Here is a 13,080-nt window from a genome sequence, read left to right on the forward strand (position 1 = left end):
CCGGGGTTGCCTCGTCGTCGTCCGGGGCGGCCTCGTCGTCCGGGGCGGCCTTGTCGTCGCGGTGCCCGGGGCGTGGACTACGGTCGTCCGGTGACCGCGCCGCCCCTGGACCCGCCCGCCGCGCCGCCCCCCGTGGCCGGCGCCGGCGGCGTGGCCGGTGCGGCCGGCGACGGCGCGGGCGGGGAGTCCACCGGGTTCACCGTCCGGCTGGACAACTTCACCGGCCCGTTCGACCTGCTGCTCCAGCTCATCAGCAAGCACAAGCTGGACGTCACCGAGGTCGCCCTGCACCGGGTCACCGACGAGTTCATCGCCTACCTGCGGGCCATGGGCGACCAGTGGGACCTGGACGAGACCAGCGAGTTCCTGCTGGTCGCCGCCACCCTGCTGGACCTGAAGGCGGCCCGCCTGCTGCCCGCCGCCGACGTCGAGGACGAGGAGGACCTGGCGCTGCTGGAGGCACGCGACCTCCTCTTCGCCCGGCTGTTGCAGTACAAGGCGTTCAAGGAGGCGGCGGCGCACATCGCCGAGCTGGAGGCGGTCGGCGGACGGCGCTACCCCCGGGCGGTGACCCTTGAGGCACGCTACGCCGAGGCGCTGCCCGACCTGGTGCTCGGCATCGGCCCCGAGCGGCTGCTGAAGCTGGCGGTCAGGGCGATGACGCCGAAGCCGGTGCCCGAGGTGTCCATCGCGCACGTGCACCTGGTCCGGGTCAGCGTCCGGGAGCACGCCGGGATCATCGCCGAGCGGCTGCGCCGGGCCGGCGTCGCCACGTTCTCCCTGCTCTGCGCCGACTGCGAGGCCACGCTGGAGGTGGTGGCCCGGTTCCTGGCGCTGCTGGAGCTGTACCGGGAGGGCCTCGTGGCCTTCGTGCAGGAGCAGGCGCTGGAGGAGTTGACCGTCCGTTGGACCGGCCCCGCCGACGGCGGCACCGAGCTGCACGTCGACGAGTACGCCGGCGCCCCGCCCGAGCAGCCGGACGGCATCGGCGGGACCGCGGGTGGTGGCGGCGCGGATGGTGGCGGCGGCGCGGGCGATGGTGGCGGTGGTATGAACGGCGAGGAGCAGCGCGATGAGTGACGAGGAGCGCCGGGACTCCCTGGCCGACCAGGCCGCCGCTTGGGTCCCGCCCTGGAACCGCCCCCGTCCCCCCGCCCCGTCGCCGGCCGACCAAGAGGATCTTGGAAACGAACGGCCCCCGGAGGGGCCCGATTCTTCCAAGATCTCCCTGGCGGGGGAGGCGGCGGAGGCCGCCGACCGGGCCGACGGTGGCCGGGCCGGGGACGACGGCATGCCGGGGGACGGCGGCGCACCTGGAGACGGCGGCGCGCTCTTGGACGACGGCGAGTCGGGGGACGAGGCGGAGAAGCCCGGCCAGGGGAAGCGCGGGAGCGCCGGGGGGAGCGGGACCGCGGGGGAGCGGAAGCAGCGGGCCCCACGGCGGCGGGCCGCCCCCGCGCCGCCGCCGGCCCCCGAGCTCGACGACGCGGAACTGCGCGGGGCGCTGGAGGCCATCCTGCTGGTGGTGGACGAGCCCGTCAGCGAGCTGACCCTGGCCCAGGTCCTCGAACAGTCCCCGGAGCGCATCGGCCCGCTGCTCGACGACATCGCGGCCGGCTACACCGCCGCCGGGCACGGCTTCGAGCTGCGCCGGGCGGCTGGCGGCTGGCGGCTCTACACCCGCCCGGAATACGCCACCTACGTCGAGCGGTTCGTGCTGGACGGGCAGTCGGTCCGGCTGACCCAGGCGGCGCTGGAGACCCTTGCCGTGGTCGCGTACCGGCAGCCGGTGACCCGTTCGCGCATCTCGGCCATCCGGGGTGTCAACTGCGACGGGGTGCTCCGTACGCTGGTCTCCCGCGGACTGGTCGAGGAGTGCGGCGCCGAACCGGACAGCGGCGCCTTCCTCTACCGCACCACCACGATGTTCCTGGAGAAGCTGGGGCTGAACTCGGTCGACGAGTTGCCCCCGCTCGCCCCGTTCCTCCCCGACGACGTAGAAGAGCTTGCCGATGCGACGCGATGACCGTGCCCCCAAGACCGACGCGCCCGTCTTCGAGGGGGCCGAACGCCTCCAGAAGGTGCTGGCCGCCGCCGGCGTGGGATCCCGCCGCGCCTGCGAAGACCTGATCTTCCGCCGCCGGGTCACCGTGAACGGCAAGGTGGCCCAGCTCGGCGACCGCGCCGACCCGACCCGCGACGTCATCTTCGTCGACGGCGAGCGCCTCCAGGCCGACACCCGGCTGGTCTACCTGGCCCTGAACAAGCCGCGCGGGGTCGTCTCCACGATGGCGGACGAGAGGGGCCGCACCGCCCTGTCCGACTTCGTCGGTCACCGGGTGGAGCAGCGGGTCTACCACGTCGGGCGGCTCGACGCCGACAGCGAGGGCCTGCTGCTGCTCACCAACGACGGCAACCTCGCCCACCGGCTCACCCACCCGTCGTACGGGGTGCCGAAGACCTACCTGTGCGAGGTGGCCGGGCCGATCCCGCGCAACCTCGGCAAGCGGCTGGCCGCCGGCATCGAGCTGGAGGACGGCCCCGTCACCGTCGACTCCTTCAAGGTGGTGGACACCCTGGGCAAGACCGCCCAGGTGGAGCTGACCCTGCACGAGGGGCGCAAACATATCGTCCGACGCCTGCTCGCCGAGGTCGGGCACCCGGTGGCGCGCCTCGTGCGTACCTCGATCGGGCCGATCCGCCTCGGCGACCTGCGCGCCGGGCGGACCCGGCGGCTCACCAACGCCGAGGTCGCCGCCCTGTTCAAGGCGGTGGGTGACTGACCCCGTGGGGCGGGGTACCCCAACGGGTAGGCTTCCGTGACGTCCCGGACGGGACGCACGGTGGCGTGGGTCGCCACCGACGGCGTCGCACGCGGCCCCTCGACGGGCCGCGGGCATGATTGACGACGACGACAAACCGCTCGCGACGGGCCGCCGGGCCCCGCGAGGCACGGGCTGAGGAGGATCACGGTGGAGGAAAACGTACGGGCCGGGCGCTGCGTGGTCGCTGTGGACGGGCCGTCCGGTTCGGGTAAGTCCACCGTCTCCCGGCGGCTCGCCGTGGGCCTCGGCGCCCGCTACCTGGACACCGGGGCGATGTACCGGGCGATCACCTGGGCGGTGCTGCGCTCGGGGGTCGACCTGACCGACGCCGAGTCGGTGGGCAAGGTCGCCGCCGAGGTCGACCTGCGCATCGGCACCGACCCCGAGGGGTACGGCGTGACCGCCGACGGCGTGGGCGTCGACGCCGAGATCCGGGGCACCGAGGTCACCGGCGCGGTCTCCGCCGTGGCCGCCGTACCGTCGGTGCGGGCCCTGCTGGTGGCCCGGCAGCGGGAGATGATCGCGAAGGCCGGCCGGATCGTCGTCGAGGGCCGTGACATCGGCTCGGTCGTCGCCCCCGACGCCGACCTGAAGGTCTACCTGACCGCCTCCGAGGCCGCGCGCGCCCAGCGGCGCAGCGCCGAGGACGCCACCGACGTGGCCGCCACCGCCGCCGACCTGGCCCGCCGCGACCGGCTCGACTCGACCCGCAAGGCCGACCCGTTGCAGCAGGCCGCCGACGCGGTGGTGCTGGACACCACCGAGCTGGGCATCGACGAGGTCGTGGACCGGCTGCGCGCGCTGCTGACCGAGCGGGGCGTGGCGTGACCACGGACGAGGGCTGGGTGGAGCTGCGCGAGCCGGATGCCGACGTCGAGGAGCCGACCGGCCCGGTGCCGGTGGTGGCCGTCGTCGGCCGCCCCAACGTCGGCAAGTCCACCCTGGTCAACCGCATCATCGGCCGGCGGCAGGCCGTCGTCGAGGACATCCCCGGGGTGACCCGGGACCGGGTCCCCTACGACGCGCAGTGGTCCGGCCGCGCCTTCACGGTCGTCGACACGGGCGGCTGGGAGCCGGACGCGAAGGACCGGGCGGCCGCGATCGCCGCGCAGGCCGAGATCGCCGTCGCCACCGCCGACGTGGTGCTGTTCGTGGTCGACGCCATGGTCGGCTCCACCGACGTGGACGAGGCCGCCGTCAAGATGCTGCGGCGCAGCGCCAAGCCGGTCATCCTGGTGGCCAACAAGGCCGACAACGCCACCATCGAGATGGAGTCGACGTCGTTGTGGTCGCTCGGCCTCGGCGAGCCGTTCCCGATCTCGGCGTTGCACGGCCGAGGCTCCGGCGACCTGCTCGACAAGATCCTCCAGGCGCTGCCCGAGGCTCCGGCGATCGTGGAGAACCGCCCGCGCGGCCCGCGCCGGGTCGCGCTCGTCGGCCGGCCCAACGTCGGCAAGTCCAGCCTGCTCAACCGGTTCTCCGGCGAGGAACGGGCGGTCGTCGACTCGGTCGCCGGCACCACCGTCGACCCGGTGGACAGCCTCGTGGAGATCGGCGGGGAGACCTGGCAGCTGGTCGACACCGCCGGGCTGCGCAAGCGGGTCGGCAAGGCCAGCGGCACCGAATACTACGCCAGCCTGCGCACCGCCTCGGCGATCGAGGCCGCCGAGGTGGCCGTGGTGCTGCTCGACTCCAGCGAGCCGATCAGCGAGCAGGACCAGCGGATCCTGTCCATGGTCACCGAGGCGGGCCGAGCCCTGGTCATCGCCTTCAACAAGTGGGACCTGGTCGACGGCGACCGCCGGTACTACCTGGACAAGGAGATCGAGCGCGAGCTGCGCCGCATCCCCTGGGCGCTGCGGATCAACCTGTCGGCCAAGACCGGCCGGGCGGTCGACAGGCTCGCTCCGTCGCTGCGCAAGGCCCTGGCGAGCTGGGAGACCCGGGTGCCCACGGCGCAGCTCAACTCGTGGCTGACCGCCCTGGTGCAGGCCACCCCGCACCCGGTGCGCGGCGGCCGGGCGCCGAAGATCCTCTTCGCCACCCAGGCCGGGGTCGCCCCGCCGCGGTTCGTGCTCTTCACCACCGCGCCGCTGGACGCCGGCTACCAGCGGTTCGTCGAGCGCAAGCTCCGCGAGGAGTTCGGCTTCGAGGGCAGCCCGGTGGAGATTTCGGTACGCCCGCGCAAGAAGCTCGGCCCCGGCGGCCGGGGCAAGGCGCACGGCTGACGTCGTCGCCCCGCCCACCCTGGCAGGGGCGGCGGGGCTTGTCGCCTCCTGCCTCCTCGGGCCGTGCGTCTCCTCGGTCCCTGGGCGCTGCGGCGGCCCGCCGGCTGCCTCGGCCGCCCGCTGCCCCTGCCTCTGATCCGCTCGCCGCCCGGCCCCGCCCAGCGGGGCCGGGCGCGCGCTGTCTGCCCTGTCTCCAGTCGGCCGGGTGTGTCGTTCCGCGTCCCTCCGGCCGTGTGCCGTCTCCACGTCTTCGTCCGGGTTGTGGCGTGAGCCCGGCCGCCCTTGGACCTGGACCGCTGGCCGATCGCGCCGGCCGGCGGCCCCCTTCCGAGCCCGCCACCGCCCTGATCTTGGACGGTTGTCGTCGCTGACGAACAGCAACTGTCCAGGTTCCCCAGGCCCGGCGACGCGGCAGGCGCGACGGACCAACGGGCGGTGGTGGTGGCGGAGCGCCGCCGGCAGGCGCATCGGGTGGTGACCTCCGCCTGACGAGGTGTGTTGCCCGCAGGGCTGGGCCACTCTGGCGGAGCGTGCCCGGGGCTCTCGCAGACCCGGCCGCCACCACGCCACTGTCCGGCAAGCTGCCCCCTATCCTCCTAGGACGCCCTCGGGATGTGGGGCCGGCAATCGGGGCGGGGCCAATGCGTGCACGGGGAAGATCGTGCGTTAAGCTGTACCGGCTGTCGCAGGGAGCAAGTGCCTGACGGTGGCATCGGGACGTGGCGCAGCTTGGTAGCGCACTTGACTGGGGGTCAAGGGGTCGTCGGTTCGAATCCGGCCGTCCCGACACACGAAAAGCCCTGACCAGCGAAAACACTGGTCAGGGCTTTTGTTTTCGTCTATGGAGTTCTGAACCGCCCCCCGAAAACCCCCCGATTACCCGGGGCGGCAACCAGACTTGTCATCCATGGTCATCGTCCTGCTCCCTGGGCGTGGGGCGTCCGTTCCGCTCGGCGCCGAGACGTTCGAGGACTTCGGAGACGTCGGGTGCTTGGACGGGCTTGGCGATGTAGCAGGTGGCGGTGACCTTCTCGCTGGAGTGCCCGAGCTGGGCTGCGGCGTTCTTGGTGCTGGTCTCTTCATCGAAGAGGGTGGCCACGGTCTTGCGGAACGTGTGCGGGGTGACCCAGGCGAGGTCGGTGTCGGCGCGGGCCTGGCGCCACTGACGGCGGACGTTGTTGGGTGACAGCCAGGTGCCGCGTCGGGACGCGAAGACCGCGTCGTGGGGGTTGTCGGCAGCGTCGAGCTTGCGGGCCAGGAGCATGCCGACGGCGAAGCGGGGCAGGACGACCATGCGGTAGCCGGCGTCGCTCTTGGTCCAGGGCTGTCGGAAGAAGCCCTGGGCTGTGACGAAGACCAGTGTGCCGCAGATCGTCAGGGTGGGGCGTGCGGTGGCGAGGTCCAGGTCCGCCCAGCGCAGGGCGAGGATCTCGCCGATGCGGGCTCCGGTGGCGAGCATGAGGTCGACGTGGCCCGCTTCGGTCCGCGCGACTGGCGGCAGCAGGGTGCCCAGTACGTCATCCGGCACACCCTGCGCGACGTCGGGGCCGACAGCTACCTGCGGGAACGTGGCACCAGCACCGACGAGGCCGAGCCGCTGGCCGACGGGCTGGAGAGCCCGTGGAGCGATCTGTGGTTCTACTCCAACCCGGTGTTCGTCCGGGTGCGCTGACCGACCGGTCCCGGCCCGCCGTCGGTGGGCCGGAACCGCCGGCACCGGGAAGCCGGGTCCACGGTGGACGTGCAGACTCGCCACCAAACGCCCACATTAGGCAGGGTGTGGGGCAGTTGACGAATCGTGTACCGGCCGCCGGTTGTGAATCTTGACCACCCGAAAGCGCAGGTCATACGCTCCGGGCACCCTTGATTAATTTCCCGGGAAGGGAAACGGGACACCCATGCGAACTGCCCCACTCCGCTCCACACTGCATTCCCGTAAACGGCTGGCGAGCGCCACCGCAATCGTACTACTGGCCGGAATGATCCCCCTGGTGGCCGGCCCCTCGGCCGCCGCCGCGCCCCCGACGACCTGTAGTACCGATCCCGCCGACCGACTGGCCTCGGTGCCCAGCCCGGAGAGTTTCCTCGGCTTCCCGCTCGGCACCGGCCAGGAACGGGTGGTCACCAACGAGGAGGTGCGGGGCTACCTCGACGCCGTGGACACCGCCTCCAAGCGGGTGGTGACCGGCGTGATGGGCACCAGCGTGCTCGGCCAGCCGCTGCCGTACGCGATCGTGTCGAACGAGCGCAACGTGCGGCCGGCGGTGCTCAAGGGCATCGCCGAGGACGTCCGCTCGCTGCGCGACCCCCGGGTGGTCAACCAGCAGCAGGCCGGGGAGATCGCCGAGGCGGCGCCGGCGATCGTCTGGGTCACCGCCAACGTGCACGGCGGCGAGAAGAGCGGCACCGACGCCGCCCTCAAGACGCTGTACGAGCTGGCCGCCGGGCTCTCCTGCGAGGTCCAGCAGCGCAACGACAACCTGATCACGATCATCGTGCCGACACAGAACCCGGACGGCCGCGACGCCAGCCGCCGGCAGAACGAGTACGGCTTCGACATGAACCGGGACTGGTTCGCCCGGACCCAGCAGGAGACCGACGGCAAGCTCGAACTGATGCGCAGGTATCCGCCGCAGGTCTTCATCGACGCGCACGAGATGGGCGGCAGGCAGTACTTCTTCCCGCCCAACGCCGACCCGATCCACCACGAGATCTCCGGCGAGGCGGTCGACTGGATCAACCGGATCGGTGAGGCCAACAAGGCCGGCTTCGGCTACAACGGCGCGTGCGGCGGCGCGGTGACCACCGAGTGCTACTTCAACTACTCCACCTACGACCTGTTCTTCATGGGGTACGGCGACACGGTGCCGGCCGCCGGGTTCGGTGCCGCCGGCATGACCTTCGAGAAGGGCAGCTCGTCGGCGGTGGCCGACCGGGTGCAGCAGCAGTTCCACACCCAGTGGTCGACGCTGGGCTGGGCGGCGGCGCACAAGCAGGAGGTGCTCAACGGCTGGTTCAAGGTCTGGAAGGACGCCCTCGCCCAGGGCCGGGCCGGCACGCTGGAGCCCAACGAGGTCGTCCAGCCCACCAACACCGTGCAGTTCCCGGTGCCGGCGCAGACCATCAGGTCGTACTTCCTGCTGCCCGACCGGCAGCTCGCCGACGCCCGCCAGCTCGTCGAGCGGCTGCGCCGGATGGACGTCGAGGTCTACCAGGTGAAGAAGGCCGTCAAGCTGCCCACCGCGAAGCTCTTCGGCGGCCGGTCGGCGACCAACCTGACCGTGCCGGTCGGGTCGTACTGGATCCCGATGAACCAGCCGCAGAAGCACTGGATCCAGGCGATCATGGGTGAGGACCCGTACACGCCGTTCCCGTACTTCTACGACGTGTCGTCGTGGAGCAACCCGTTGCTGATGGGCGTGAACGCCGTCTACACCGGCGCGGACGTCAAGCCCAACGCGGAGCTGATCGACAAGATCCAGAACACCGGTGGCGGCAAGATCCAGGCCGCGCCGCCGTTGAAGGGCTCCTACACCTACGAGCTGGACTCCGCCGCCGCGGCCGAGTTCACCTTCACCCTGCTGGGCAAGGACGTGCAGCTGGTCCGGGACCTCGACGACGGCCAGGTGGGGATGCCGGCCGGCGCGTTGACGCCGGAGCTGAACGCCACGGCCAAGAAGTTGGGGGTGACCCTCACCCCGTACACCACGGCGGCCGTCGGCACCCCGATCAGCCGGCCGGACGTCGGCCTGTTCCAGGGCACCGGCATCTCCACCACCTCCGGCTCGCACGGCGAGGCCCGGTACGTGCTGGGCAAGCGGTGGGGCCTGGACCTCACCCCGGTCACCACCGCCGACATCAACGACAACACCCCCGCCTTCACCGGCCGCACGGTGCTGCTGGTGCCGGACGGCAGCAACGCGACCGGCGCGCTGACCGCGACCGGGCAGGCCAACCTGCGCAACTGGATCGCCCAGGGCCACACCTACCTGGGCCTGCGCAACGAGGGCACCCGGATGGCCCGCGCCGCCGGTCTCACCTCGACCACCGAGAAGCCGAAGCCGACCGGCTACACGGTGATCGGCTCGCACCTGCGGGTCGACGTGGACCCGGACAGCCCGGTCGGGCTGGGCCGGCCGGCGGAGGACTTCGAGTTCAACAACAACGACCCGATCCTCACCCCGAGCAGCACCGGCCGCAACGTCCTGCGCTACCCGAGCGGGGATACCTTCTGGGCCAACGGCTACACGGTGCAGGGTGACGCGCTCAAGGGCACGGTCGCGGTGGTGGACGAGCCGACCGGCGCCGGCCGGGCGGTGCTGTTCGCGTTCAACCCGCTGTTCCGGGCGTACAACGAGAGTGGCCTGCACCTGGTGGCCAACGCGCTGCTGTACCCGGCCGGCGGCACGGCGGCCCGGACCGCCTCGCCGGTCCAGGTCGACCCGGCCCGCGCCGCCGCGGCGGCCACCCCGGTCGCCGAGAACCTCGGCGGCGAGTGGCGGCCGTTCACCCTCCAGGTGGCCGCCGGTGACCTGGCCCGCACCGAGGCGGTCGTCGACCGGTACACCGACACCGCGCGGGTCACGGTGGCGGACGGCTCGGCGTACCTGGTGATCCCCAACCCGGAGGGTCTCCAGATCGACGAGCACCCGTTCCTGGGTGACCTGGTGCGGACCCTGCGGGCCGAACAGATCCCGCTGCGTTCCGTGGTGGGCTGACACCGGCGGGTGGGGGCGGCACCTACGGGTGCCGCCCTCACCCACCCTGCGGAGCCGGGCGGGCCGCGTCGGCTGGCAACGGTGCGAGCCCTGCTACCTGCTGTTTCCCGGCCGATGTCACCTGCTGACCCGGTTCCAGGCCGACTGTCTGCACCGGCTCGCCACCGCCCGGTCACCACGACGCGCCGGACGGCGACCGCGCCACCCCCGACGGCGGGCCGACTGCCACCTCCGGCGACGAGGAGACGGTGGTCTGGGCGGTCACCTCGGCCAACCACGAGAACACCCGCCGCAACCCGGTCCCCTACCACCGGCGGGAGGCGGCGATCGAACGGTTCAGCGTGCTGGCCGGGCTGCGCTCGGTGGTGGTGCCGGTCTTCGACACCGCCGAGACCGACCGGTTCGCCGAGGTGACCCTGAAGAACGTGGCGGCCACCGCCGGTCTGGAGCTGACCCTGGCGGACACCGTGGTCGCCTGTTCGACCCCGCAGGTCGCCCCGATGTACGCCCGGCCGGGGTTCCCGATCGCCGGGGTGGAGGCCGACGTCGACCCACCTCCCGCCCGTGGGACGTGCTGCTGCGGCTGGCCGCCGACGACCCGACCTGGCGGGAGCTGGCCCACCCGGCGACCCTCGACGTCTACGCCCGCTACCGGCTCGACGACCTGGTCCGTGCGATGGTGTCAGCCACTGCACCCCAACACCCCCGCCGCGCTGGTCCACTCCCTCGGTGTCCCGACCACCGCCGGCCGCGCCGCCGCGATCCGCCAGCACGTCCTCGACATGCCCGCCCCGATCGTCGCGACGGCGCTCGGCTACCACCATGCCACCACCGCCCGTCTCGCCACCGAGGCCGGCACCACCTGGTCCAGCTACGCCCCGGGCAACCCCGGACAGTGAGAGCCATGACCATCCGACGGTGTCTTCACGACGAACTGGCGACGGTTGAATAGGCGGTCTTACCAGTCGGGCGGCCCTTCAAAACGGATCGCCCGTCTGGACCTCCGGCGTGACGAGCCGAGACAGGTCGCGCGGGGCGGACCCGCGACATCCTGTAGTGGGGGCGATTGCGGGAACAGAGGCACCTTTCGGCACGGTGCGGGTCGGGTCACCCCGTCACGTAGCACCGTCTTATCGTCCACCAGCGCACACCTCATCATGTCACTGGCCACGCCCTTTGCGCCGCTCAGGTCCGCGCCGCTCAGGTTCGCGTTGTCCAAGTCCGCGTTGGTCAGGTCCGCGTCGCCCAGGTGCGCGTCGGCTGGGCCGTGTTTCCTAGGGCGCGGAGCCATTGGTTGATGGCGGCGATGGTGAGGGTGGCTTCGTAGCGCACGGCGAGTTTGTCGTACCTGGTGGCCATGGCGCGGTGTTGTTTGAGCTGGTTGATGCCGCACTCCACGGCGTGACGCAGGCGGTAGAGGTCGGGGTCGAAAGCGGGCGGACGTCCGCCTTTGGAGCCTTTGGCTTTGCGGTGGGCGTCCTGGTCGGTCTTGCTCGGGATGCACGCGCGGATGCCGCGGGATCGCAGGTGGGATCGGTTGGCCTTGGACGTGTACGCCTTGTCGGCCAGCACGGTGTCGGGGCGGGTGCGTGGCCGGCCGCCACCGGCGCGGGGGACGCGGATCCTGGTTAGCACGGGGATGAACTGTGGGCTGTCGCCGCGTTGTCCGGCGGTCACCACCACGGCCATCAGTTTGCGGCCTTGTTCGCAGGCCAGATGGGTCTTGGTTGTCCAGCCGCCCCTCGACCGGCCGAGGCCGTGGTCTGCCGGCTCGGTCTGCACACCACCGGGGGGCTCTTTCTGCGCCTGCCCGTCGCGGCGGGCCCCAGCGGCGTGGTGATGGGCGCGGCTGATGGTCGAGTCCACACTCACCGTCGCGCCGATCAACCCCGCCGCGTCCGCGCTGGCCTGCAACGAGGTGAGAAACCGAGACCAGACGCCGTCACGCTGCCAGCGCCGAAACCACCGGTACAGGGTCTGCCAGGGGGTCACGTCCGCGCTGGTGGTGTAAGAGACGGCCATCGCGTGATCCGGTCTGATGCTATGCGGCGATTGGTGCTGCGTTGGGCTGGTCGGTGTCGTGTTGGCGGGTGTCGACGGTGATCAGGCGGGCTTTGGCGAGGAGTTCCAGGCCCATGTAGCGGCGTCTTTCGGTCCACTCGTCGGTCTGCTCGGCCAGGACCGCGCCGACGAGTCTGATGATCGCCGCCCGGTTGGGAAAGATGCCGACGACGTCGGTGCGGCGGCGGATCTCCTTGTTCAACCGCTCCTGGGGATTGTTGGACCAGATCTGGCGCCAGATCTCGCGGGGGAAGCCGGTGAAGGCGAGCAGGTCGTCGCGGGCGGCGTCGAGGTGTTCGGCCGCAGCGGGGAACTTCGCTTCGATCGTGGCGACGACCCGCCGGAACTGGGCGTGGACGGCGTCGGCGTCGGGCTGGTCGAAGATCGTGCGGACGAGGGTGGCGATCCACGGCTGCGCCGATCTGGGGACCTTCGTGAGCAGGTTGCGCAAGTAGTGGGTGCGGCATCGTTGCCAGGCGGCGCCGGGCAGCGCGGCGCCGATCGCTGCGACGAGGCCGCGATGGGCGTCGGAGATGACGAGCTGGACGCCGGACAGTCCGCGGGCCGTCAGGGACCGCAGGAATGCCAGCCATCCGGCCCCGTCTTCGTCCGAGGCGACGTCGACGCCGAGGACTTCACGTTGGCCGTCGGCGTTGACCCCGACGGCGACCAGAGCGTGGACGTTGACGGTGCGGCCGTGCTCGCGGACCTTCATCGTCAACGCGTCGGTCCACACGAACGTGTAGTGGGCGGCGTCGAGGGGCCGGTTGCGGAACGCCTCGACTTGGGCGTCCAGGTGGGCGGCCATCTCCGAGACCTGCGACTTCGACAGCTGCCGGATCCCGAGCTGCTCGACCAGCTTCTCCACCCGCCGCGTCGACACCCCGAGCAGATAGCTCGTGGCGACCACTGAGACCAGGGCCTGCTCGGCCCGCCGCCGGTGCGTCAGCAGCCAGTCCGGGAAGTAGGAGCCCTGCCGCAGCTTCGGGATCGCCAGGTCGATCGTGCCGGCCCGGGTGTCCCACTCCCGAGGCCGGTAGCCGTTGCGGGAGTTGACCCGCTCGTCGCTGCGCTGTCCGTAACCGGCGCCGCAGATCGCGTCGGCCTCGGCGGACATCACCGCCTGCGCGAACGTTTTGATCATCGCCTGCAACACGTCCGGCGACGCGCCCTCGATCTGCTCGCGCAGCAGGTCAACGGGGTTCACACTCTCTGAAGCGGCCATCGCGTTCTCTCTTCCTTCTCTGA

At 71.7% G+C, this 13,080-nt stretch carries 11 protein-coding genes, 1 tRNA gene and 1 pseudogene; 9 read left to right on the top strand and 4 right to left on the bottom strand.

The window, feature by feature from the left end:
• Positions 1–90: 90 nt before the first annotated feature.
• The 6 genes from HDA31_RS09840 (at position 91) to HDA31_RS09865 (ending at position 5,840) form a co-directional block, all read left to right on the top strand.
• Positions 91–1,080 (top strand): segregation and condensation protein A, encoded by a 990-nt coding sequence (locus HDA31_RS09840; protein WP_376701373.1) that lies wholly within the window; start codon positions 91–93, stop codon positions 1,078–1,080.
• A complete protein-coding gene (gene scpB, locus HDA31_RS09845; RefSeq protein ID WP_178064802.1) occupies positions 1,073–2,026 on the top strand; it encodes an SMC-Scp complex subunit ScpB in 954 nt (317 codons plus the stop codon). Before HDA31_RS09840 ends, scpB begins: the two co-directional genes overlap by 8 nt.
• Positions 2,013–2,783, top strand: coding sequence for a pseudouridine synthase (locus HDA31_RS09850; protein ID WP_178064803.1), 771 nt, complete (start codon positions 2,013–2,015; stop codon positions 2,781–2,783). The genes scpB and HDA31_RS09850 overlap by 14 nt, the downstream gene beginning before the upstream one ends.
• Positions 2,784–2,972: 189 nt before the next feature.
• The gene (gene cmk / locus HDA31_RS09855) at positions 2,973–3,653 is read left to right on the top strand and encodes a (d)CMP kinase (RefSeq protein ID WP_178064804.1); all 681 of its coding nucleotides are present in this window, start codon (positions 2,973–2,975) and stop codon (positions 3,651–3,653) included.
• On the top strand, positions 3,650–5,053 hold the full coding sequence (gene der, locus HDA31_RS09860) for a ribosome biogenesis GTPase Der (RefSeq protein ID WP_178064805.1): 1,404 nt from the start codon (positions 3,650–3,652) through the stop codon (positions 5,051–5,053). Before cmk ends, der begins: the two co-directional genes overlap by 4 nt.
• 713 nt (positions 5,054–5,766) lie before the next feature.
• A tRNA-Pro gene (locus HDA31_RS09865) sits at positions 5,767–5,840 on the top strand.
• Between the two features lie 114 nt (positions 5,841–5,954).
• Here HDA31_RS09865 and HDA31_RS09870 read toward each other — a convergent pair.
• On the bottom strand, positions 5,955–6,512 hold the full coding sequence (locus tag HDA31_RS09870) for a tyrosine-type recombinase/integrase (RefSeq protein WP_246384626.1): 558 nt from the start codon (positions 6,510–6,512) through the stop codon (positions 5,955–5,957).
• A gap of 9 nt (positions 6,513–6,521) precedes the next feature.
• Between HDA31_RS09870 and HDA31_RS09875 the strand changes: the two genes are divergently transcribed.
• From HDA31_RS09875 to HDA31_RS32090, 3 genes are all read left to right on the top strand, one after another.
• Positions 6,522–6,725: a hypothetical protein gene (locus tag HDA31_RS09875; RefSeq protein WP_219825061.1), complete on the top strand. Its 204-nt coding sequence runs from the start codon at positions 6,522–6,524 to the stop codon at positions 6,723–6,725.
• 319 nt (positions 6,726–7,044) lie between these two features.
• A complete protein-coding gene (locus HDA31_RS09880; RefSeq protein WP_246384627.1) occupies positions 7,045–9,771 on the top strand; it encodes a M14 family zinc carboxypeptidase in 2,727 nt (908 codons plus the stop codon).
• 248 nt (positions 9,772–10,019) lie between these two features.
• Positions 10,020–10,670 (top strand): hypothetical protein, encoded by a 651-nt coding sequence (locus HDA31_RS32090; RefSeq protein WP_246384628.1) that lies wholly within the window; start codon positions 10,020–10,022, stop codon positions 10,668–10,670.
• A 59-nt stretch (positions 10,671–10,729) separates the two neighbouring features.
• Here HDA31_RS32090 and HDA31_RS33325 read toward each other — a convergent pair whose 3' ends face one another.
• The 3 genes and pseudogenes from HDA31_RS33325 to HDA31_RS09905 all read right to left on the bottom strand — a co-directional run bounded on the left by HDA31_RS33325 (position 10,730) and on the right by HDA31_RS09905 (position 13,057).
• Positions 10,730–11,062, bottom strand: coding sequence for a pentapeptide repeat-containing protein (locus HDA31_RS33325; protein ID WP_178064807.1), 333 nt, complete (start codon positions 11,060–11,062; stop codon positions 10,730–10,732).
• Positions 11,002–11,769: pseudogene (locus HDA31_RS09900) on the bottom strand (IS5 family transposase); the annotation flags it as partial. The pseudogene HDA31_RS09900 and the gene HDA31_RS33325, both read right to left, overlap by 61 nt.
• A 43-nt stretch (positions 11,770–11,812) precedes the next feature.
• A complete protein-coding gene (locus tag HDA31_RS09905; RefSeq protein WP_178062888.1) occupies positions 11,813–13,057 on the bottom strand; it encodes an IS256 family transposase in 1,245 nt (414 codons plus the stop codon).
• Between the last annotated feature and the right edge of the window lie 23 nt (positions 13,058–13,080).

This window comes from Micromonospora carbonacea (genome assembly GCF_014205165.1).
GTDB classification, from domain to species: domain Bacteria; phylum Actinomycetota; class Actinomycetes; order Mycobacteriales; family Micromonosporaceae; genus Micromonospora; species Micromonospora carbonacea.

Coding starts and splice junctions, on each gene's coding strand:
- scpB (WP_178064802.1), top strand. CDS start 1,073: ATGAGTGACGAGGAGCGCCGGGACTCCCTGGCCGACCAGGCCGCCGCT.
- HDA31_RS09850 (WP_178064803.1), top strand. CDS start 2,013: ATGCGACGCGATGACCGTGCCCCCAAGACCGACGCGCCCGTCTTCGAG.
- HDA31_RS09870 (WP_246384626.1), bottom strand. CDS start 6,512: ATGCTCGCCACCGGAGCCCGCATCGGCGAGATCCTCGCCCTGCGCTGG.
- HDA31_RS33325 (WP_178064807.1), bottom strand. CDS start 11,062: ATGGCTCCGCGCCCTAGGAAACACGGCCCAGCCGACGCGCACCTGGGC.
- HDA31_RS09905 (WP_178062888.1), bottom strand. CDS start 13,057: ATGGCCGCTTCAGAGAGTGTGAACCCCGTTGACCTGCTGCGCGAGCAG.